We start from the raw sequence: 22137 nt of genomic DNA, 5'->3' as shown, positions 1-22137 counted from the left end.
GCCTGAAAAGTTTCATGAACCCGGGCGACCGTCAAGCCGTAATCAGTTATCGCTAGCGTTATCCTGTTGCTGTACAAGCGATACATTGCGTTGCGGTGTAAAGGTGGAGATGGCATGCTTGTAAATCAGCTGTTGCTTTCCATCCGAGTCGATAACAATCGTAAAATTGTCAAATGCTTTAATCGTCCCTCGCACCTGAAATCCATTGATGAGGTATACCGTTACAGGTATAGAATCCTTGCGCAATTGATTCAGAAACGTATCTTGGATATTAATGGACTTGTTCATTTTAGCCGTACCCCCAATAATCATTTGGATTGTTTTGAAGTATATTCAAGGTCTGTCCGGAACTTTCCTGCTATAATTTCGTGTATTCGGGCTGCATGAGCAGAAAAATTTCCGAAATCAGTGACATCTACCCACTGGATATCCTTCATATGGCGAAACCACGAGAGCTGTCGCTTCGCAAAATGACGCGTATCCCGTTTTAGCCAAGTCACCGCCTCTTCCAAAGACACCTCTCCCCGCAGGTAGGAGGATATCTCTTTATAGCCTAGACCTTGCATGGAGATGGCATCGCTTCGCACTCCCCGTTCCATTAAGGAGGTTACCTCAGCAACAAGCCCTTGATCGAGCATCCCGTCAATTCGGTCTTCAATACGTTTATATAGCATTTGCCTATCCATTGTCAAACCTACGATGCAGAGTTGGTAGGGAGATTCCTTTTTTTGACTGGCAAGTTGAGAGCTAAGTGTCGTTCCGCTAACATGGTAAATTTCCAGTGCCCGAACGACACGACGACGATCATTAGGATGCAGACGAAGTGCACTTTCGGGATCAACCGCCTGTAGTCGCGCATGAAGCGCGTCAGCTCCAAACTGTTCGGCATAGTCAAGCTGTTCCTGACGAAAAGCTTCGTCAGCCCCCACCTCGGAAAACTGGTATTCATAGCAGACTGATTCTACATATAAACCTGTTCCGCCTACGATAAACGGTAGCTTTCCTCTAGATTGAATATCAGATATGAGACGACGACAGTCTTCCTGAAATTGGGCTACTGAATATGGGTATTCAGGCTCATGAATATCAATTAAATGGTGCTTGATTCCTTCCATTTCCTGTTCGGAAATTTTGGCAGTTCCAACGTCCATATGACGGTATACCTGCATGGAATCCCCGGAAATAATTTCCGCTTCAAATTGTCGAGCCATCTCGATGCTTAGTTTCGTCTTGCCAACCGCAGTCGGGCCAACAAGAACAAGTAATTTAGGCTTAGGTGCCACTGTCAATATCAATCACTCCGTACACTGTTTTCGTTGTGCCCCGCTGCTCTACACGGAAGCCGAGGCGGGCAAATTCCCCGCTACCCCGTTTTTCTTTTAATACAATTGTTTTTCGTGCAATCCGTTTCGCATGAACAATACTTTCCTCATTCAACGCGTCTGGATTAGCCAACCCTCTCAATGGACCGATTGCGCTGGAATCGAGCAACGGATCACGAAACATAGGGTCAAAATAAATAATATCTATACTGCGATCCGGCAAACTACGCAAATAGTCCAAATGATGACCAAAACGAACATCAATGTTGGAAAAGGCCTGATCTACTTCAGCGTTGCCGGAACGGTAATGCCTCATTCCATCCTTGATTAAAGCATAGACGGGGAAAGAACTCTCCACAGCCGTGACTTGTCCAGAGCTTCCCGTTCCAATTGAAAATAGAAGAGAATCCGTACCAAGTCCTGCGGTGCAATCCAGCACAGTATCACCCGGGACGATCCGGGCAGCCGTCAACATCGGGTCAGGTTCACCCTTTAATACCCGTTTGGCGCGAATGAAGCCCATACTCGGGTGAAAAACCATCGGTGATTGTTCTGGACTAATCAGCCTCACTCCGCCCTGCACCAGAACCAACGCTTGACGGACTCTGTGAGCCGCAATTAGCTTAGCTACCGATATGCCACGACGAGGGGCATACAGCACCCCTAACTCGGCTGCAAGCAGCTTCGCTCGCTCCATAACCTCAGCCGAGGGGGAATCCCCTGTCGTGACCAGTAATTCGACTTGCTTCTCCCGTAGGACCGACTGCTCTTCTTCTTCACGTTTTTCCCGATCCTGCAACATATATATACTCCCTTACATTACTCTTTTAAACAGCTTCTCTAAATCATATGTGGAAAAGGAAACCACAATAGGTCGCCCATGAGGGCAAGTATATGGTTGTTTGCATGCTGCCAAACGCTCTAGCAGCACGATAGCCTGTCGGTCAGTCAGCTTCTGGTTTGCTTTAATCGAAGCCCGGCAGGAGCACATGATCGAGGCTGCTTCCCGCAGCTTAGCAAGATCAATGGCCCTTTCCTCCAGCACCCATCCGGCCATTTCCTCAATAACATCCGCTTCTTCCCCTTGGGGAAGCCAGTACGGGTAAGAGCTGACACGGAAAGTTTGACCGCCAAAATGCTCCAAATACACCCCCGCCTGCTCAAACCAGTGCAGCCTTGTTTTCAACTTTTCTGTCTCGGAAGGCGTAAAATCCAGTGTAATTGGCAGTAGCAACTCCTGCGATACTGACTCGGGATTACCGAATTTTTCATAATAAAATTCATAATTGACTCGTTCATGTGCGGCATGTTGATCAATTAAATACAAGCCCTGGTCGTTCTGTGCAATCAGATATGTCCCGTGGTGCTGACCGATTAAATTCAGTTCAGGAAAAGTGGGCAACTCTGGAACTTCTCCCGACACCGCTGCCAATTGCTCTGCATTCAGACGTTGCTGGCTAGGCTTCTGATCCGCGAAATGACGGGAATCCGTAGCGTGTCCTGCAATCGGAGGCACAGAAGAAGGGTAAGCAGCAGAAGCAGCCGTTTCCTTTATCCCTCCACTGTATAAAGAAGATGGGCCTATTGCAGCATTATCTCCTTCGGGCGACTGTACAGTCGCTCCATCAGGGAGCGGCACGTCCCCTCTAACTTCACTCCCTTTGTTTTCTTCCACAAAATCTGCATCCAATTCATCATCACTAATACTTTTACCTGAAAGGTTGTTTGCCCGTCCAATGGCTGAGAGGCTATCCCTGCTCGGACGTTGCTCACGCTCCTGGCTACCTCTGTTATTCTCTTCGTTTCTGTTCAAGTAATTGGATTGGCCCGGTACCTGGTTCTCCGGCGAGGTCACGGAAAGTGGCAGTGCTTCCCCCCGGTCTTTGCCGGAAGGAGCATCCCCTTCCGCACCATTTCCCTTCGAGAAGTGAAACTGCTCCTGCACAAACGAGCCACTGTCCTTGCCACCGATCTCGCGCTTGACTGCCTTCGGAATCAGCACTTGCTGCCCTAAAACAGCTTTTACCGAATCCTCGACCAACTGAAACAGTTCAGCTTCTTTGCTGAACCTTACCTCCAGCTTGGCAGGATGAACGTTAACATCCACCAAAGAAGGATGCATTTCCAGTTGGATCACAGCCAGCGGAAAACGATTGATCGGCAATAAGGTATGATACGCCTTGAGCAACGCCTGATTAAGCCCGTAGCTACGCACAAAACGTCCATTCACTACCGTCGATATCGCATTCCGATTCGATCTGGTCCACTCTGGGCGGCTGATATAGCCGCTAATTCGGTAATCAAGGCTCTCTCCTTCCAGCAGCAGCATGGACTTCGCCGCAGAAGTTCCATAAATAGCGGCAATCACCTGGAGCAAATCACCATTACCCAGCGTTTGCAACAATGTATTGCCATTATGCCGCAATGTGAAGGCAACCTCAGGGTGCGAAAGCGCCATTCGGTACAATACATCCGAAATGTGTCCCAACTCGGTCTGGATTGTTTTCATATATTTCAGCCGTGCAGGTGTATTATAGAACAGCTCCCGTACGGTAAAATCCGTCCCTTGCCTACTAGCGGCATCCTCGTGAAGCACCAGCTTACCGCCCTCAATCACCAATTTACGGGCACGCCCGTCATCTCCGGCTGCTGTAAGCAGCTCTACTTTCGATACAGCCGCTATACTTGGCAACGCCTCTCCCCGAAAGCCGAGACTTGTGATCTGAAACAGGTCGCGACCATGTCCAATTTTGCTTGTCGCGTGCCGATAGAATGCCGTCTCTACATCCTCAGGCTCAATGCCACTTCCATTATCCGTCACCCGGATACTTTGCAGACCGCCCTCTTCTACCCATACGTCCACCCGCGTACCGCCTGCATCAATCGCATTTTCCACCAGTTCCTTCACGACGGAGGCTGGACGTTCCACGACCTCACCGGCAGCAATCTGGTTCGCAATATGTTCATCCAGTACCCGAATTTTAGACATCCTTTTAACCTCCTCCTGACTTCAAAGTGTGATGAAAAATAAGAATAATGTCACTTATTTTAACTACAGGCCATTGGCCTTGTTTTTTAGATCATTTAATAGCTGCATTGCCTGTAAAGGAGTCATATTCATGACATCAGCATTTTTCACCTTGCGCAAAATTTGGCGCACAATCGGATTAGCCTCTACTGTCTCTGCATGGGGCTTGGAGGCGGCAAGCTCCTGCTCTCCGAAAATGGACAGCTGTACCACTTCGGTTGCTCCTTGCTCCAACCTTCTGGAATCCTCCACAGTCTGTAGATTATCTTCTTTTACCAGGGTGGCCTGCTGTGATAAAGACTGAGTTGATGATGCAGTTTCTCCGCTTTCTCGCAATGTCTGGCCTGAATTATATTCGGTCAAAGAAGAAATACCTTCCGTCCCTGAAACTGTACGAAGATCAGTCCCTTCCTTCCCTCCTACTACTATCTCGGTACCTGCCGTTACTTGAGCTGCTGCCTGTTCAAAACCATTCAGCAGTCCATTCGCTCGCTCAATAATGTTATTGGGCAAGCCTGCAAGCCGAGCACAATAAATGCCATAGCTACTGCTAGCCGCTCCCGGTATGAGCTTGCGTAGGAAATTCACCTTGTCGCCGCTTTCCTGCACGGCCATAGAGTAATTTCGCAGCGAAAACAGGCCTTGCTCCAAATGCGCCAACTCATGGAAATGCGTGGATACCAGCGCCTTACAGCCGATCGTGTCATGGACAAATTCGATGACTGCCTGTGCAATTGCCATCCCTTCACTAGTGGACGTACCTCGTCCCAGTTCATCAATAATGATCAAGCTTCTCGGAGTTGCCTTGTCCGTCATTACTTGGATATCTGCCATTTCGACCATAAACGTACTCTGCCCGCCGATGAGATCATCCGCTGCGCCGATCCGTGTAAAAATGCGATCCAGCATCGGCACCTTGGCACGTGCAGCTGGGACAAAGCAACCAATTTGAGCCATAATTGCAATAAGCGCAACCTGACGCATATACGTACTTTTCCCAGCCATGTTCGGCCCGGTGATAAGTAGAATATGCGCATCGCCTTCCTCCAACACCGTGCTGTTGGCGATAAAACCGCCATCTTTCATTACGGCTTCCACCACGGGATGGCGCCCCTGCTCCACTACGAAATCATATCCTGTAGTCAGCTCAGGTTTCACGAATCCCCGTTCCGCACTAACCGATGCCAGCGACTGATACACGTCAATTTCAGCCACTTGCTCTGCCAGCTTTTGCAAACGGGGAATTTCAGCGTTTAGTTTACTGCGAAGCTCGGTAAAAAGCGTGTACTCCAGATCAACCATTTTATCCTCGGCTTCCAGAATTAGTGATTCCTTTTCCTTCAACTCCGGTGTGATATACCGTTCCGCATTCGCCAACGTCTGTTTGCGTTCATATCGACCTTCTGGTAATGAAGCCAAATTGGATTTGGTCACCTCGATATAATAACCAAATACTTTGTTGTATCCAATTTTAAGTGACCGAATGCCGGTTGCAGCACGTTCCTTGGCCTCTAGCTCAGCGATCCAACGTTTACCGTTCACACTCGCCTCGCGCAGTTCGTCCAGACGCTGATGGTAGCCTTCCTTAATAAGACCTCCATCCCTTACGGAAATTGGCGGTTCATCCGCCACCGCTTCCTCAATCAACGCACACAGGTCTGTACAGCTATCCAGCGTTTGTGCAATCCGTCTCAGCGTCTTCGAAGGAGATCCAGCGCACAGCTCGCGTAAAGAAGGAATTTGGACCAGCGACAGCTTGAGGGCGATCAGATCACGTGCATTAGCACTACCAAAGGCGATCCGCCCAACTAGACGCTCCAGATCGTAAATCTCTTTAAGCTGAGCACGTACATCCTCTCGGAAAATAAACTGGTGGTATAGCTTGTCCACCGCCTCCAAGCGTTCCTCAATAAGACTGCTGCTCAACAGTGGCTTGTCAATCCAACGACGCAACAGACGCGCTCCCATGGAAGTCTCTGTGCGGTCCAACAGCCACAGCAGCGAGCCTTTCTTGGAGCGTTCCCGTACCGTCTCCACCAGTTCCAGATTCCTGCGGGTAAATGGATCCAGAATCATAAAATGGTTTGGCTCATATACCGAGATTTGGGTCAATTGGCCTAACGATCTTTTTTGCGTTTCATTCAAATAGGAAATCAAGCGCGATACGCACCGTCTGCGTTCCTCCGTAAGCCTTGCCCACGTGGCTTCCCCAAATTGATCCCGAACCAAATCATCCTTGGATTTGTCCCAGGCCGTATACACAACACGCCGTCCAACGGGGGACATACGGGATGTCACAAAATCCAGCAGATGACCATCTCCCAACATTTCGGAAGGCTCATAAATGTTAATTTCATCTAGTAGCCATTCTTTCGAATCAGGCACAGAAGTCACATACAATTCACCTGTTGACAAGTCACACGCCGCAAGCGCCAGCATCCCGTCTGTCTCTGTGACACATACCATGTAGTTGTTGGATTTGTCACCCAGCACCTTGCCTTCCATTACCGTTCCCGGGGTCACAACGCGGACAATATCCCGCCGCACCATCCCCTTCGTAGCTGAGGCTTCCTCCATTTGCTCACAGATGGCCACCTTATAACCCTTCTCAATAAGGCGTTGTATGTAATTTTCTGCTGAATGATAAGGTACGCCGCACATCGGAATTTTTTCCGTGGCGCCACCCTCACGACCCGTAAGTGTAATTTCCAGCTCCTTGGATGCAAGAATTGCATCATCGAAAAACATCTCGTAAAAATCTCCCAGACGGAAAAACAAAAATGCATCTTTAGCCTGCTCTTTTATAGATAAATACTGCTCAATCATCGGTGTATATTTGGACATACCGTTCACTAACCCCCACACTTTGTTCCGTTTAAACTTATAATTATCTCTCATTATATCAAAAATGACAGTCGATAACATGAAACCGTTCCTGGTGTCGACACTTGATTTTACGTAAGCTTCCAATATGGGCGCAAATCCCGTGATTCATCCCACTGTTTCCCCTTGCGGAGGCTGTCCAGCAATGGCGCTACATAAGCTTCATATTGCGAGTATATTTCCAGTGAAACCATATCCAAAATAAGAGGTTCCATATACTCCTTAAGCACAGATTGATTTCCTTCATAAAAGGCTCTGTGAGCCTCCTCCTGACCCAGCGGCCTACGTTGCAAACGCGGATATTGAGATGCAATGAGAAACGCCATTCCAATCACACCTTTCGCCAGCTGTGGCGAAATAAGAAAACTGGGCAGTGTACGATATTCAAAGCCTCCATACGACTGACGGCGAAAATCACCCAAATTGCCATAATGCGGTCTGCGCCGGGCCGCACGCTTGTCTTCCAGTAGCGCCAAAGGCAGTGCCAAATAGTTATCCAGTGCCCGGAGCAAGGCACCGTTTAGCGAAACCCCGCTAAAATGCAGATGTCCGCCCAGTGGAAAACCCGGTTGCGGCATCCCCCCTGCCTGCCAGATGAGTGTGCTGTCAGCAATGCGTCGTGCTGCGGTTGCAAAAGCTTGACGCAGATGCTTCAGCAGACGGGCCGGATCTCCACTTGGCGCAGGACGAAGCTCAGCGACTGGATACAGCGTTCGTCCCCGGCGGGTAACTGCATCACAGCCGGCTATGCCGAGACGGCCCAAATATCTTGAGGCCGGAACGACCCGTCCCTCTGGCATACGAACCAGCACAAATTCGGGGTCCATTCCAATGAGTAGTCGATCTCTCCCTCGTTCCACTGAAAGATTCTCACCCTCAATATCCCCTTCACGCGCAGCAATTTCATATAGCGTGGCCAAACGTCTATCATTCAGCCATGGCTGTGCCGAGACTTCGCGCACCTGACAGCTGCGCTCCCCCAGCGGCGTCAGTACCACCTCACCACTGTCCAAACCCAGTGTGTACAACGCACGTACAGCCAGCCGCTCCATCCGGACATAGAGCAGTGAACGTTGATCCAGCTCAGATAGATCGTGTGCGCGGACTTTGGAAGGTCCCTCGATGGCACGTCTACGAATTTCCAGCACTCGCAGTTGATGGATTTGCACCGCGTAGCCTATCGCAAAATCTGCAAGGCTGCTATCCATCCACTGCACCGCTATGCCTGAACGCTCCAGTCTACGCTTTTTTTCATCATTTGGCATCTGTCTGAAGCGTATGAGCGCCTGTCCCGGCTGCTGCATCATATTCCCCCCTACGGACTACGTACGGATTTCACCCCAATTTCAACCCAAACAATAAAAAAGGAGGGCCTTTGCCCCCTGCGCAGAATCAGCCGGCGCAAAGAGTAAAGCGGCCCTCTTTTTGGTTACTTCTGTCAGAGCTCGTCGTCAATGAGGTCGGGGTCGAGCTCCTCATAGTCCCCCTCTTCCGCTCCAAAATCAAAGTCTTTTTCAAAATCATCGCTGCTACCATTCGGGAATACTTCTACAACAATCTTCGTTTCCGCCACCAGCTCCACCGCAAATTCCCGCTCGACCCGGATCATTACGCTGCCACCTCCAGAAGACACACTGGCCTCGACACAACTCGGCTCCTGTGTAGCTTCGGCGGATACTTCCACTGTAGACGCCCGGTGCTTCGGATCAAGATACGAGAGCGGCACATTTTCTACGTACGACACCGTTTCCTTGGCCACATCGGTCTGCGAGTTTTTATCGTATGAGTACCAAATATTGATATCATACGTCCCGACGACCTCAATGCCGTCCCCCGCCGCCACAGCTTCATACTGGTGGTTAATAATCCATGCCCCTAAAATGCTCGTTGGATTATTCGGCGGAGTTACGGTATGGGTTACGGTAGAGAATCTGCGACCTTTACCACAGATCGCTTTGGTAATAATCTCTCTACGATTTTTATGACTTAATGCCATTCTTGAACCTCCTCCATACAATCAATCATTCCATACATATGTATGCAGGTTGTGGGCGAATGTTGAGTGAATAGGCGAAAAGGAAAAAATATTATTTGTATAAGCATATGCCGCGATGGCTTGAACTCATGCACGCCAATGTGTTACATGCTGCTCAACGATCTGTAAAAATTCACTAAGAGCCGGAGATTTCCACTTTTTCGTGTGGTAAGCGACCTGAGTAGCCACCTGCTGTTCACTGTCATCCCAGGCTAAACGCGCCATTTTACCTTCTCCCAGCTCATTTTGTACCGTTACCAGCGGAAGCAGCGCTATACCCAATCCAGCCATGACACACTGCTTGATGGCTTCAATACTCCAAAATTCCAGGCTAGGGTCTGAAAAAATTCCGTGTTTATTCAAATACTGCTCAAAAAGGATACGGTACGTACATCCTGCCTCCGTATGCAAAATGGTTTCGTCCTTCAAGTCGGCAGGCTCTACCCGGGTATAGGTAACCAGCGAATGCTTAAGTGGAGCAACCAAGGCCATCGGCTCATGAATAAGCGTGGTGACATTCAGTTCTCTATCCTCCGTCTCAGGCTGAAGCAAAAAAGCCAAATCCAACTCACCGGAACGGATCAAATCGCGTAATTCCCAGCATTCGCCGGGTTTAAGGACAATTTTAACCTTCGGATACCGTTCTCTGTACTCACGGATCAGACTTGGTAGACGAAAAGCGGCCAGAGACTCTGGTGCTCCTATTTTCAGCGTGCCCGCCAATTCTGTTTCTGAACGAAGTGCATCCTTAGCCATAGCATGCATCTTGGAAATTTCCTGCGCATAGGGCAGCAGACGTCGTCCGGCATCCGTCAGCATGATTTTTTTGCCAATGCGATCAAAAAGCGGCGTACCCAACTCTGTCTCTAGCGCTTGAATTTGAGCAGTGATACTCGACTGTGCATAATCCAGTATACGCGCTGCTCGCGTAAAACTGCCTGCCTCAACTACATTTAAAAAGGTAAACAAATGCCGCGATTCCATGATCCGCTCCTTCAATCGGTTTTTCCGATGCAAGCAATCGTTATATTCCGTTTTTCCGATAGATTGATTATCTGATAAGCTGGAGAAAATAACAAGAGAAAGAAGGCTTTTCTGCATGACAAATGAAAATAAACTTCAATCCACCATTGGTCTTCCACAGGCCATTGCACTCTATATCGGAGCTGTACTGGGTTCGGGGATATTGATTGTGCCTGGTCTTGCTGCCCAAATGGCGGGGCCGGCATCGCTGCTGGCATGGGGTTTTATGACCCTGCTCATCCTGCCAATGGCACTTTCCATGGGGCTTCTATCTGCCAAATTCCCGAATGCGGGAGGGGTATCGCACTTTGTCACGTTGGCCTTTTCCCCACGTGCCGGTGCTTATATCGGGTGGTTTTTTCTCATGTCGGTTCCGATCGGAGCACCTGTTGCCGCACTCACTGGAGCCGGCTATATGACCACAGCCATGGGCTGGGGAGAGGAAAGCCGCATAATGTTAGCCATTGCTATGCTGGCGGTGGGCCTGATCATCAACTGGATCGGCATGAAGGTCGCGGGACGTATTCAGATCGCAGTCGTCATAGCTATCGTTGCCGTCCTTATATTCGCCATTGCCGCAGCACTTCCTCAGATGAAAACAGTCCACTTCACCCCGTTTGTTCCACATGGCTGGCTCTCTATCGGTCAATCGGCCGCGATTCTGTTTTGGTGCTTTATCGGTTGGGAGGCCGTGTCCCATATGTCAGAGGAATTCACCAATCCTCAGCGGGCGGCCGTTAGAGGTGTGACCATTGCAGCCGTCATTGTCGGTTTACTTTATTTCTTAACTGCGCTGGCTACTGTGGGCACACAAAGTTACCTTGCAGGGGATTCGGATGCTTCGCTCGTATGGGTAATTAGTCGAGCTATCGGGCCATGGGGCGCGATAATTGCAGGCTTGACGGGTATCTTTATTTGTACCGCTACTATTATTGCTTATGTTGGTGCCGCTTCACGTGTCGCTTATGCTTTATCCCAGCAAGGACAGGCCTTTCGCTGGATGGGCAGGTTATCGCAACGTTTCCATACCCCTATCGGAGGCATTGCTTTTCTTAGCGTCTGCTTCGTGATCATTATGGTGTTGTACGGTAGTGGCGCTGTTTCACTCACTAACCTGATCCAGTTCCCGAACGCCACCTTTATTCTGACCTATCTAGGAGGTTGTGCAGCAGGAATTAAGCTTCTGCGTGGTAGTCGCTGGGGCGTTTCCATTAGTTGGATATCGTTCATTTCTACGGCGATCGTTTTCCCCTTTGTCGGATGGGCTATGCTGTACCCTTGCCTGATCACCGCTGTCTTATGGATCACAGACCGAATTCGGCACAAACGGACTTTGAATCTTCCGACTTCTACCATTACTGAACAAGAAAAGGCTACTGTCCGTCATGGATAGTAGCCGCTCAAGGCCTTTACTCTAGTTTTTCACCGGAGTAGGGGCCTTGTCCTTTTTCGCAATTTTCAAATACTGATGAAGCTCATGTGTGAGCTGCAATAATGCCGAGCGAATCTCGAATTCCTCCCGGGTTGCGGGAAGCTCCATGGCTTTAAATTCTTCACGAACCTGCTCTAGCAGCTTCTCGGTCTGTCCCGTATAATGTCCAGCCAAAACGTCATTGCTAAGCTGGTCGAACAGCTCGGCCAGAAGCTTGGCCTGCGGCATATGCTGATACATTTGTGCGATCAACTGCATCATGTTTTGGATCGAATCCAGCTGTTCTTTTCGCATATAAAAATACACATTCCAGCCCTCTTGGGGACGAAGCATCTGATTTTCCAAGGAACGCCCCGCCTCAGTAACCCCTTTGGCTATCACGCTGTTCGCTTCAATAACTTCCTTGCCATCCCATATGTATGCTGGACTACGCAGCGTATTGGCCATATTTCTGAATATAACAGAAAATGTCCGATCCACCTCCTGCCGAATTTGTTGCATTGTATTATCAGAACCCGGCATATAGGCTAAATTGACAATCATCGCGGAACCGAGTCCAATCACTAGCAGAGCTAGCTGGGTCAGCAGTACCTCCATATCAATCACGCCGCCGCTGAATACGCGAAAAACTACGACCGAACCGGTGACAATCCCTTCTTTAAATCCCACCCGTACAATGACTGGAAACGCCGTTAAAATATATAATGCCAGTACCCAATCATGGAATCCGAATACCACAAACAAAACACAAGCAAAAAGAAGCCCCACGACGGATGCAAAAAATCTCGCCGAAATGGTACGGAGACTTCTCTTGCGTGTGACATCCACCCCCAAAATCGCCAAAAGCCCTGCTGAGGTGGCTCCATGAATGCCAAAACCCTCCGCAATAAGTACGGCCATTAATGCGGCAATAGCCGTTTTAATCGTACGAAAGCCCATGAAAAAATTCTGTCCTCTCTAGATGAAATCTGTTTCAGCATTTTGCATAATTCGAAATTTATGCATAATGCTCATTTTCATAAATTTTAAGTATTTTCATTTTTCATGGTACTTTATTTTCACGTTTTACACAAATATTCAGAAATTTTATTATTACCGATGAGGACGACCCGAAAGCAGACGATGCTCCACATACACGACCGCCTGATACATCAGTGTAGCTACGACAGCAATGATCAACAAACTGGACATAACCAGCGTGAAATTGAATACCTGAAAACCATAGATAATCAAATAGCCTAAGCCGTTTTTAGCCACCAGAAATTCACCAACAATCACACCAACCCATGCCATACCGACATTCACTTTCAGCGTAGAGACGATTGCAGGAAAGGATGCAGGTAAAATCACCTTTTGAAACGTATCACGGCGTGATCCGCCAAACGTGCGAACCACTTTGATCAGATTCGAATCGACTTCCTGAAAGCTGTTGTATACGACTAGTGTCGTAATGATAACGGTAATGGAGAGGGTTGTCATTAGGATAGCAGTAAATCCCGCCCCAAACATGACGATAAAAATTGGACCTAGCGCCACCTTAGGCATACTGTTGAACACGACCATATAGGGATCAAGCACCCTCGACAAAAACGGTGACCACCAAATAAGTACAGCCAGCAACGTACCTAACAGTGTACCGAGTAAAAAACCCGCCATCGTCTCTCCCACGGTGACACCTACATGTCCCCATAATTCACCACTGACCGCATCCTTACCGATCTGGGTAAAAATTTTGCTCGGATAGCTGAACAGTAGTACATCAATCCACTTCAAACGGCCTGCAATTTCCCATAGCACAAACAAAAGCAGTAAAATAGCTGTCTGCACACCTGTCACTAACCATCGTTGCGAACGCCTGCTGCGTAAATACGCCTGATGTAGTCCTTGAATCCAACGTTGCTCAAGCTGATCCGCTTCGTCCTTCATACGTTAACTCACTCCTTTGCTCCCGAAGCCTCCAGTTCACCCCATATTTCATGAAAAAGCTCATTAAAACCCGGCTGCTCGCGTGCATAAAAAGGCTGAGCTTCTCGGATGCAATCCGGAATCTCGAAGGTACGTCGGATATGACCCGGATTTCGACCCATCACTATAATCCGGTCACTGACCGCAATGGCCTCGGCCAAATCATGTGTGACTAAAATAGCCGTCTTCCTCCGCTCGCGCAAGGTTTCCGCAATCAGATCTTCCAGCTGTAGCTTGGTTTGATAATCCAGCGCGGAGAACGGTTCATCCAGCAGCAGCAGTCCCGGATTGGTCGCCAGCGTCCGTACCAGCGCCACGCGCTGGCGCATCCCCCCAGACAACTGGGATGGATGCAGATGCTCCTTCCCTCCCAGACCCATGCCTTCCAGTAACAGCCGTGTCCGCTCACGCGCAGCTTCATCTACTCTGTTGCCTAGCTCCAGACCCAACAATGCGTTATCCATTATCGTCCGCCACGGGAACAGATAATCCTGCTGCAACATGTAACCGACCTCTGGACTCGGACCACTTACCGGCTGACCTTGCAACATAACTTGGCCTGCCGCTGGACGCAGTAGCCCCGCGATCATGGACAGGATCGTCGTTTTGCCGCAGCCGCTTGGACCAACCAAGCTGACAAATTCCCCTGTCTCTACGGAAAAATCAATATTCTCAACCGCCAGCGAAGCTTCACGATCCGTTACATAGACATGCGTCACTTGCTCCAGTCTCACCATCGGGATGGTCGCGTCCAAAGTTAGGCCACTCCGTTCCTCCATCATGACGAACCTCCAGCACCGACACCTGCATCCGTAGATTCAGTTGTGCTCTTTTTCACAGGCGGTTCAGTATTCCCGGTAGAGCTTGACGAAATCGCTTGTTGTGCAAAGCTTGGGTTCACTAGCTTATCTAGTGCAACCGAACTTTTAAGCTCCCCTGCCGAGGTCATGACATCCTGTAAGTTCTTCCATTCCTTTTCCTCAATCATCGGGTTCAAAGCATAGGTACTCTGTTCCTTATATCGCTTGATACTACTCGTTAAAACAGCTAAATCTGTATCTTTAAAATAGGGCGTGATTGCTTCGGCAATCTGTTCAGGTGAATGCGTAGCAATCCACTGTTGTGCCCGATATACAGCATTTGTGAATTTCTGTGCAGCCTCGCTATTTTTGTTCAGGTAGCTTTGCTTAGCCATATATACTGTATACGGCAACTCGCCGCTCTCCACACCGATAGAGGCAACAACCCGCCCACGACCTTCCTTTTCAAAAATAGATGCCTGCGGCTCAAACAGCTGCACATAATCCCCTGTACCGGAGCCGAAAGCAGAGGCAACATTAGCAAAATCAATATTTTGAATCAGCTTCAGATCCTTTTGAGGATCAATGCCGTGTTTGCGAAGCGTAAATTCAAGTGACATTTGCGGCATTCCGCCCTTGCGTTGGCCTAAAAAATTTTGCCCTTTCAGCTTTTCCCATTCAAAGCTATCCTGCGTTTGACGGGCAAACAAAAAGGTTCCATCCGTCTGTGTCAGTTGGGCAAAATTAATGATAGGGTCCTCTGCTCCTTGCTGATACACATAAATAGATGTTTCCGCGCCGATGAGCGCGATATCCGCCTGATTGGACAACAACGCCGTCATTGCCTTGTCACCCCCGGGAATCGTTGCCAGCTGGACATCCAGTCCCTCCTGAGCAAACATACCCTGGCTCAAGGCTACATACTGCGGCGCATAAAAGACCGTACGGGCTACCTCGCCTAATCTGATCTCAATCGTCTGCTCCCCTCCTTTGGGGGTGCACCCACTGAGCAACAGTAATCCGAGTAGTGCCGCAGCCACCACAGCTTTGAAACGAGCGCCGTTTTTCATCCTTATTCCCTCCCCACCTTTTTACATCGGTTGACTTCATATATTGTTATGCCGTTGTCGATATATTGGTTAATTGCAAAAAAAAAACCCACGTTCGCCCGGGAACGCGGGGTAGATGCTATATGATTTACAGCTTGTATATGGAGGTATATTTCTCTTCCAAATAGTCGGCGAGATAATCCGGGTTCAGATCCTCTCCTGTAATGGCTACAATCAACTCGGACGGCGTCCGACTCTTGCCGTAACGATAAATACGTTCGGTCAGCCATTGCTTGATCGGCTCAAGCTTTCCAGCAGCAATTAATTCATCCAGATTTGGCAGCTCTTTGCGTAATGTCGCCAAAATTTGCGCTGCATACATATTGCCAAGCGAGTAGGAAGCAAAATAACCAAAATCACCGCCGGACCAGTGAACGTCTTGAAGTACGCCCAGTCCGTCATTCGGTGGAACAAGTCCCAAGTATTCCTTATATTTCGCATTCCACACCTCGGGGAGACGCTTCACATCCAGCTTTTCATTAAACAGCATTTTTTCAATTTCATAACGGATAATGATATGTAAATTATATGTTAGCTCATCCGCTTCAATACGAATCAGTGAATTTTCCACACGGTTGACTGCCCGGTAGAATTGCTCTGCCGTAACCTTTGCCAAACGATCAGGAAAATGCTTTTGCAAATCATCGTAATACCGATCCCAGAAAGCACGACTGCGTCCGATTTTATTCTCCCACAAGCGGGACTGGGATTCATGAATCCCCATAGAGGTTCCTCCAGACAGTAGTGATCCTGCCAGCTCTGGAGCAATATTTTGTTCATACAGCGCATGACCACCTTCATGCAATGAGCTGAAAATAGCACTGGTTACATCATCTTGCAAATAATGAGTTGTTATACGCACATCACCTGGATTTAATCCTGTTGCGAAAGGATGTACACTCTCATCCAAACGACCTGCGTCAAAGTCATACCCCATCTGTCCTAAAATGAATAGGCTGAACTTCTCCTGCTGCTTCACATCAAACACACCATCTAAAAAGCTCTTATCCGGCTGGTTCGATGAAGCCTGAATTTTAGACAATAGGGGCACAAGGCGCTTCTTGAGACGATCAAACACAGCATCCAGCTTTTCAACCGTCATCCCCGGCTCATATTGATCCAAAAGCGTGTCATACTCTGTATCCTTAACCCCCCAGTAGCCGATAAATTCACGCTTCATGTCTACGATTTTAGACAAGTACGGTTCAAATCCGGCAAAATCGCTATGTTCCTTTGCGTCCTCCCACTTGCTCTCTGCCTGTGCTGCAAGAATGCTATAATCCCGGTATCGGTCTGCCGGAACCGAACGATTCAGTTCATAATTTTTACGGCATTCCTCCACCAATCTGCGATCATTGTCCTCCAGTTGCTTCAGCTTGTCTTCTACGGCAAAAAATTGCAGCAATTGTCCCATTTCATCCGAGATCATCAGCTTGAACATTTCAGTGGACAGCATACCCAACGTCTCCGACCGAATATCAACGCCCTTGCGCGGAGCGCCAGTCCGTAAATCCCAGTGCAGCAGACCTACTGCTTCGCCATAACTACTAATTTTGTGTGCAAGCTCCTTTAAAGCCGTCAATTGATCCAACGTCTGTTGCGTCATATTTGAGGTCACCTCTTTAACTTAAAATGGTTAAAACTTTACAATACCTATACTTGATGATACTTATATTAAAAAGTATAATCAACACACAACATGTACGACCAGCTCCTAAGACCTAAAACAAACGTTGGACTGTACATATCAAACTTTATTAGAATCTGGAGGGAACAATCGTGGATCACATCAAAGAAATTTTAGAGTACAATCGTGTTTTCGTAGAAAACAAAGAATACGAGGCCTATAGAACGGGCAAGTTCCCCAATAAAAAAATGGTCATTATCACCTGTATGGATACACGGCTAACGGAATTACTCCCAAAAGCTATGAACCTGCGCAACGGTGATGTGAAAATCATCAAAAATGCGGGTGCGATTATTTCACAGCCCTTTGGAAGCGTAATGCGCAGTGTGCTAGTCGCCCTGTATGAGCTGGGAGCAGACGAAGTCGTCGTCGTAGGCCATTATGAATGCGGTATGGCTGCATTAAATGCAGACCACATGGTCAATGAAATGCTCGATCGCGGAATTTCTCAGGAAGTGCTGAACACATTAGAAAATTCAGGCATTAAGCTAAATAAATGGTTAAAAGGTTTTGATAACATTGAAGAAGGGGTAAGAACTACCGTGAAGCTTATTAAGAATCACCCGCTTCTCCCCCCTAATGCCCCCGTTCACGGCATGGTTATTCATCCAGATACAGGAGCGTTAACGCTTGTCGTTGACGGGAATGAACAGTAAACAGGATACGCTTCGGCAGAAAGTTACCAGGGTAGTTTAAGCTCGTACATACGAGCCTAAACTACCCTTTTTTATGAAAAAAAGCGCATATACGTGGAGAATGACAGGAGCCAATTTTGGCTAACCTGTGAACGACCTGTCTGAAAGTTGTCAAACCATACAGTTTCAGTGTACACTTTTCATGAAGCTGCAGAATACCTGCGCAGTGCTGTTACAACCGTTACTATGATGGATGAAGGAGATAAGATCTATGAATTTACTATCGTATGGTCTGTTGGGGCTTCTCGCAAGAGAGGAATCCTCCGGCTATGATCTGATGTTGCGTATTCAGCCTTTTTGGCAGGCTAAGCACAGTCAGATCTATCCGCTACTGGCCCGTATGGAGAGCAAGGAACTGCTAGCCTCTCGTTGGATTCAGCAGTCCGACAAGCCTGATAAGAAAATGTATACCATTACCGACAAGGGAATCCATATGCTTCAGCAATGGTCCCAGGAAGCGTTAGCTGCTCCGGTTACACGGGATGAATTAAGTCTTCGACTGTTCTGTCTTTGGTTGACGGACAAAAGTAGTGCCAATCGTATGCTGGAGGAACGCAAACGTCATTTTATTCAGAAAATCCAGCATCTTGAGGATATTCTGAACGACATTCCCGCAGAGAATTTACATTTTGGCAGTAAGACCTTTGGTGACTATATTTTAGTACAAAAAGGACTTTTGAATGCTAAAGCAGGTCTGGAATGGTGCCAAATGGTTCTGCGTATGCTGCTTGCCGGTGATGTCAGTACGGATACTAATCCGTTTTTACTTAAGCCGCAAAGCTGAATGCTTTTACCAATCCATGCATAGGATTTATGGGACGTTATTATTTAATTTTTAAAAATTAAAATTCTTTGAAACCCTTTTCCATGCCATTCGTATTACTGGTTAGCGGTTGTTTGACCTATAAAAAAAATTTACTAAGGGGGATATATTTACATGAAAAAAACATTTACTTTGAAAAATATGATGATGCTGATGATGGCTTTTACCCTACTCATTGCTATGATCGCACCATCTACAGCTGATGCAAGGCGAGGCGGCGGGTTTAAATCCGGGCCTAAATCATACCAATCTACACCAAGCAAGGCAAATGACAGCAGTGGCGTCAATAAGTCAGATAGCGGAACCAAGTCAGGAGCAACTGCTGGGAATACAAACAGAACTGGTGGATTCCTTGGCGGTGGCGGCGGATTCCTGAAAGGTATGATGCTGGGCGGTTTGGCAGGTATGCTCTTCGGCGGATTGTTCGGTAACATGGGCGCATTGGGTAGCTTGCTTGGTCTGGCCGTTAACGTTCTCGCCATTTACGTCCTGATCATGGCCGGAGTAGGTATCTACCGTGCTATTAAAAATCGTCGCAGACCCGATGATTCCCGCGGAGGACGTTACTAAGCTATGATTTTGAGTATGGATGAGATTGTCAACGCTATTTGCTTGCATATGGCTGAACGCAAAGGTGTCCAGCCCACTGATGTAACAGTAGAATTAAGCTGGGAAGAGGATACAGGTTATTCCGCAGAAGTCCATGTACAGGGCCGTAGTCAATATCTGGTGGAAGCCAACATGATTGAAGCAATTCTGAGATACCTGTATTCCGAATACAATATTCGTGCCTATCGCGAACAAATCAGATTGGATCTGGATGAAGAAATTACTGCTATTGTCCAAACTTGATTATTTCGCATAAGAAGAACCGACCTTTGCTTGATGGCAAGGGTCGGTTTTTTTGCTCGTTTTCTAATAGATCATTAAGGTTGCTATAGCATTACATTTAGACGCGGACGTACCTTGACCTTGTTATATGGATTCATTTGCTCTATGAATAGCCTGTCTGCTAAATGATGGAGCCGGAGATAGCTGTACCTGCGGCACCCTTTCGAGTAAGCCACTACCGTACATTTCCCGAAACGGCTGCTCCTCCATATGAATATAGCCGATATAGCAGCCGCATTCTTTCATCCGGCACGGACGTTTGCCACTCAGACCCTCAAGACCATCCCTGTATAAGTGTCCTAGCACCCTTCGATCCTGATAGCAGTGTTTTACTCTTCCGTCACCCTGGACATAAAATACATCTTCACCAGCGCGACATGCCCGCCCCTGACTGCTATAATCCTTTAAATTCCATTGAAAATAGGGGTCTATCGTAGTTAATTCAGCAACCTCAACATCTGTATAATAATGTGGTCGATCCTTGTAGGCGTTGATCCACAAATAAACATCCCTTGGAAGTTGCGATCGCAAGGAACGAATAGCCGGAAATGCCTGTCTTAACCCGACAGTACCGACACTATAGGAAATGCCAAGTTCATATAGCTTCATAGCCTGCGATATAAAAACTTGCTCTTTCGTCTCTCCAGGGTGATATGTAGCCCACAGCGCAGCAGTCTCCGGGTTCAGTTCTTGCGTCCAATCCAGCTTAGTCGATAGATTCGTCTGTACCGCCACTTTTTCCACATGCGCCATGTGGGAAAACTCAATCATGGTCTTGCGATACCAGGAATGAATCAAGGCTTCTCCATACGGATTAAAAAAAATAGAGAGACGATGCCCCAGAGCGCCCTGTTCTCGTACCCAATCGGCAAAACGTTCCAACTGGGCCCGATCCTTGTTCAACGTTTCCCGACTATCAACGTTTTTACTGAACGGACAGTATGGGCAGGCATAGTTGCATGAGGTCAACGAACCACGATAATATAAGGTCGCTCTCATGCGCCTACATATCCTTCCATGCGCTCACGTACTGATGTGGAGATCATCCAGTCCCCAATCGCATCGGAATAGGCCATTCCTTCCTCTGTAAGTCGCAGCCTACCCTCCTCGACGACAGCCATACCGGATTCCAGCAGCAATGACATTCCCGTAAAATCGTCCGACAGGGATACATCGAAGCGCTCTGCATAGGCCGATAGCTCCAAACCTTCCCGATGAAGAAGCGCCTTTAAGATAAAGCGTCGCTTACTCTCATCCACATTTAAAATAAAGCCGTAGTCAGCCAGATCATGACGTTCCGCAGCAACATAATCTGCGATAATACTACGCGTAGCTGCTGCACTAACACCGTACCGGCTGGCATAGTGAACATTACGTGTATAGGATCGCGCACCACACCCCAGACCAGCCATACCTTCCTCCTGACAACTGTAGGGCAAAAGCGCTTTGCTGGATATACCATCATTTTTAGCAAAACGGCGCATGGAATATTGTACATATCCTGCCCGTTTGAGCCGTTCGCGCGCCACTTCATACAAGCTAAGACGAATATCATGTTCCAGCCCGGTATAGCCTGGCTTTAAAATCGTATTTTCTCGAATATATAGCGGATAAAGAAAAATTTCTCCTGGCGAGTAAGACAGTGCTTCCTCTAAAGAATACAGCCAGGTTTCCACCGTTTGACCAGGCAGGCCATAGATCAGATCCACGTTCAGCAATGGAAAGTTGTATTCCACCAGCCGCTCAAGTGCTTCTCTAACAAGTTTGGGCTTCTGAGGTCGGTAAATGGCGGCACTTTCTGATTCCACAAAGCTCTGAATTCCCATGCTGACACGATCTGTCTCGCGGCGCTTGAGCACCTCCAACCTATCCTCAGTCACAGTATCGGGAGAGGTTTCCACCGAAATAGAAGCTCGTTTAGGGTCCAGTCCCATTATATTTTCCGCTATGTCAAACAAACGCTCCACCAAAGGAGCCTCCAGTAAGGTTGGTGTACCGCCGCCGATCGCAAAACGCGAAAAAGGCCGACGGCCCATAATGGGTGCCCATTGCTTGGCTTGTCTTTCTAGCGCATCCACATACTCCTTATGTACATCCAGACGCTTGTCCGGCAAAGTGAAGAGGTTACAAAATCCACAGCGAGCCGCGCAAAACGGAATATGCATATACAAAAAATAGCTTTCTAACTCCTCCTTCTCCCACAGCTCCTGCAATGAGAGCGGTGTATCAAACGAACGATAGGCCGTTTTATGCGGGTAAGAGTACAGATAGGAGCGGTAGGGAGCTTCACGGATCGTGCGTGCCCATTCAGCAGGAGTTTCAGGCCACTGAAACCTAGAGGGTGCTAAGTTTGTGTCTATCTCCGGGGCTACCGCACCCGTTGGATGTGAGTGATTCAGATTCATGGCTTTCATTTCTGCTCCTTCCTCGCGCTGGATTGATTT

General features: G+C 48.1%; 20 protein-coding genes. 5 read left to right on the top strand and 15 right to left on the bottom strand.

Going from position 1 to position 22137, the window contains the following annotated elements; genetic code table 11:
• Nucleotides 1-42: 42 nt before the first annotated feature.
• The 8 genes from hfq to ACL9RM_RS05195 form a co-directional block, all read right to left on the bottom strand.
• Entirely contained in the window at nt 43-288 is a 246-nt protein-coding gene (gene hfq, locus ACL9RM_RS05230) for an RNA chaperone Hfq (protein ID WP_023989043.1), read from the bottom strand.
• Between the two features lie 20 nt (nt 289-308).
• On the bottom strand, nt 309-1289 hold the full coding sequence (gene miaA, locus ACL9RM_RS05225; RefSeq protein ID WP_250268669.1) for a tRNA (adenosine(37)-N6)-dimethylallyltransferase MiaA: 981 nt from the start codon (nt 1287-1289) through the stop codon (nt 309-311).
• On the bottom strand, nt 1273-2124 hold the full coding sequence (locus ACL9RM_RS05220) for a class I SAM-dependent methyltransferase (protein ID WP_250268670.1): 852 nt from the start codon (nt 2122-2124) through the stop codon (nt 1273-1275). The genes miaA and ACL9RM_RS05220 overlap by 17 nt, the downstream gene beginning before the upstream one ends.
• Before the next feature lie 12 nt (nt 2125-2136).
• Nucleotides 2137-4311 carry a DNA mismatch repair endonuclease MutL gene (gene mutL, locus ACL9RM_RS05215; RefSeq protein ID WP_250268671.1) on the bottom strand — a complete coding sequence of 725 codons (2175 nt, stop codon included), beginning with the start codon at nt 4309-4311 and terminating at the stop codon, nt 2137-2139.
• 63 nt (nt 4312-4374) lie between these two features.
• Complete coding sequence (gene mutS / locus ACL9RM_RS05210; protein ID WP_414126213.1) at nt 4375-7194, bottom strand: DNA mismatch repair protein MutS; 2820 nt, start codon at nt 7192-7194, stop codon at nt 4375-4377.
• Between the two features lie 110 nt (nt 7195-7304).
• Nucleotides 7305-8540: a putative amidoligase domain-containing protein gene (locus tag ACL9RM_RS05205; protein ID WP_250268672.1), complete on the bottom strand. Its 1236-nt coding sequence runs from the start codon at nt 8538-8540 to the stop codon at nt 7305-7307.
• A gap of 131 nt (nt 8541-8671) precedes the next feature.
• On the bottom strand, nt 8672-9229 hold the full coding sequence (locus ACL9RM_RS05200; protein ID WP_061831597.1) for an outer spore coat protein CotE: 558 nt from the start codon (nt 9227-9229) through the stop codon (nt 8672-8674).
• A gap of 126 nt (nt 9230-9355) precedes the next feature.
• A complete protein-coding gene (locus ACL9RM_RS05195; RefSeq protein WP_250268938.1) occupies nt 9356-10252 on the bottom strand; it encodes a LysR family transcriptional regulator in 897 nt (298 codons plus the stop codon).
• Nucleotides 10253-10367: 115 nt separating this feature from the next.
• Between ACL9RM_RS05195 and ACL9RM_RS05190 the strand changes: the two genes are divergently transcribed.
• On the top strand, nt 10368-11684 hold the full coding sequence (locus ACL9RM_RS05190) for an amino acid permease (RefSeq protein ID WP_414126212.1): 1317 nt from the start codon (nt 10368-10370) through the stop codon (nt 11682-11684).
• 21 nt (nt 11685-11705) lie between these two features.
• Here ACL9RM_RS05190 and ACL9RM_RS05185 read toward each other — a convergent pair whose 3' ends face one another.
• From ACL9RM_RS05185 to ACL9RM_RS05165, 5 genes are all read right to left on the bottom strand, one after another.
• Nucleotides 11706-12662 carry an aromatic acid exporter family protein gene (locus tag ACL9RM_RS05185; protein ID WP_023989050.1) on the bottom strand — a complete coding sequence of 319 codons (957 nt, stop codon included), beginning with the start codon at nt 12660-12662 and terminating at the stop codon, nt 11706-11708.
• A gap of 153 nt (nt 12663-12815) precedes the next feature.
• Nucleotides 12816-13649, bottom strand: a complete 834-nt coding sequence (locus tag ACL9RM_RS05180; RefSeq protein WP_013310592.1) for an ABC transporter permease — start codon at nt 13647-13649, stop codon at nt 12816-12818.
• 8 nt (nt 13650-13657) lie between these two features.
• Nucleotides 13658-14470, bottom strand: a complete 813-nt coding sequence (locus ACL9RM_RS05175) for an ABC transporter ATP-binding protein (RefSeq protein WP_250261168.1) — start codon at nt 14468-14470, stop codon at nt 13658-13660.
• The gene (locus tag ACL9RM_RS05170; RefSeq protein WP_250268673.1) at nt 14467-15558 is read right to left on the bottom strand and encodes an ABC transporter substrate-binding protein; all 1092 of its coding nucleotides are present in this window, start codon (nt 15556-15558) and stop codon (nt 14467-14469) included. Before ACL9RM_RS05170 ends, ACL9RM_RS05175 begins: the two co-directional genes overlap by 4 nt.
• A 127-nt stretch (nt 15559-15685) precedes the next feature.
• The gene (locus ACL9RM_RS05165) at nt 15686-17203 is read right to left on the bottom strand and encodes a carboxypeptidase M32 (protein WP_250268674.1); all 1518 of its coding nucleotides are present in this window, start codon (nt 17201-17203) and stop codon (nt 15686-15688) included.
• A 173-nt stretch (nt 17204-17376) separates the two neighbouring features.
• Between ACL9RM_RS05165 and ACL9RM_RS05160 the strand changes: the two genes are divergently transcribed.
• The 4 genes from ACL9RM_RS05160 to ACL9RM_RS05145 all read left to right on the top strand — a co-directional run bounded on the left by ACL9RM_RS05160 (nt 17377) and on the right by ACL9RM_RS05145 (nt 19654).
• Nucleotides 17377-17940, top strand: a complete 564-nt coding sequence (locus tag ACL9RM_RS05160) for a beta-class carbonic anhydrase (protein ID WP_061831592.1) — start codon at nt 17377-17379, stop codon at nt 17938-17940.
• A gap of 250 nt (nt 17941-18190) precedes the next feature.
• Nucleotides 18191-18763 (top strand): PadR family transcriptional regulator, encoded by a 573-nt coding sequence (locus tag ACL9RM_RS05155; protein WP_235309644.1) that lies wholly within the window; start codon nt 18191-18193, stop codon nt 18761-18763.
• 153 nt (nt 18764-18916) lie between these two features.
• Entirely contained in the window at nt 18917-19372 is a 456-nt protein-coding gene (locus ACL9RM_RS05150; protein ID WP_061831590.1) for a hypothetical protein, read from the top strand.
• A 3-nt stretch (nt 19373-19375) separates the two neighbouring features.
• Nucleotides 19376-19654: a YxcD family protein gene (locus ACL9RM_RS05145; protein ID WP_013310599.1), complete on the top strand. Its 279-nt coding sequence runs from the start codon at nt 19376-19378 to the stop codon at nt 19652-19654.
• Nucleotides 19655-19777: 123 nt separating this feature from the next.
• Here the strand turns inward: ACL9RM_RS05145 and ACL9RM_RS05140 are convergent, their stop codons facing one another.
• Both ACL9RM_RS05140 and ACL9RM_RS05135 read right to left on the bottom strand, forming a co-directional pair.
• A complete protein-coding gene (locus tag ACL9RM_RS05140) occupies nt 19778-20692 on the bottom strand; it encodes an STM4011 family radical SAM protein (RefSeq protein ID WP_250268675.1) in 915 nt (304 codons plus the stop codon).
• A complete protein-coding gene (locus ACL9RM_RS05135) occupies nt 20689-22107 on the bottom strand; it encodes an STM4012 family radical SAM protein (RefSeq protein WP_250268676.1) in 1419 nt (472 codons plus the stop codon). The genes ACL9RM_RS05140 and ACL9RM_RS05135 overlap by 4 nt, the downstream gene beginning before the upstream one ends.
• Nucleotides 22108-22137: the final 30 nt, after the last annotated feature.

Source organism: Paenibacillus sp. S29, assembly GCF_049319765.1.
In the GTDB taxonomy this organism is placed as follows: domain Bacteria; phylum Bacillota; class Bacilli; order Paenibacillales; family Paenibacillaceae; genus Paenibacillus; species Paenibacillus polymyxa_B.
The sequence above is the reverse complement of the archived record's forward strand: the minus strand, read 5'-3'. Positions and strand labels throughout refer to the sequence as shown.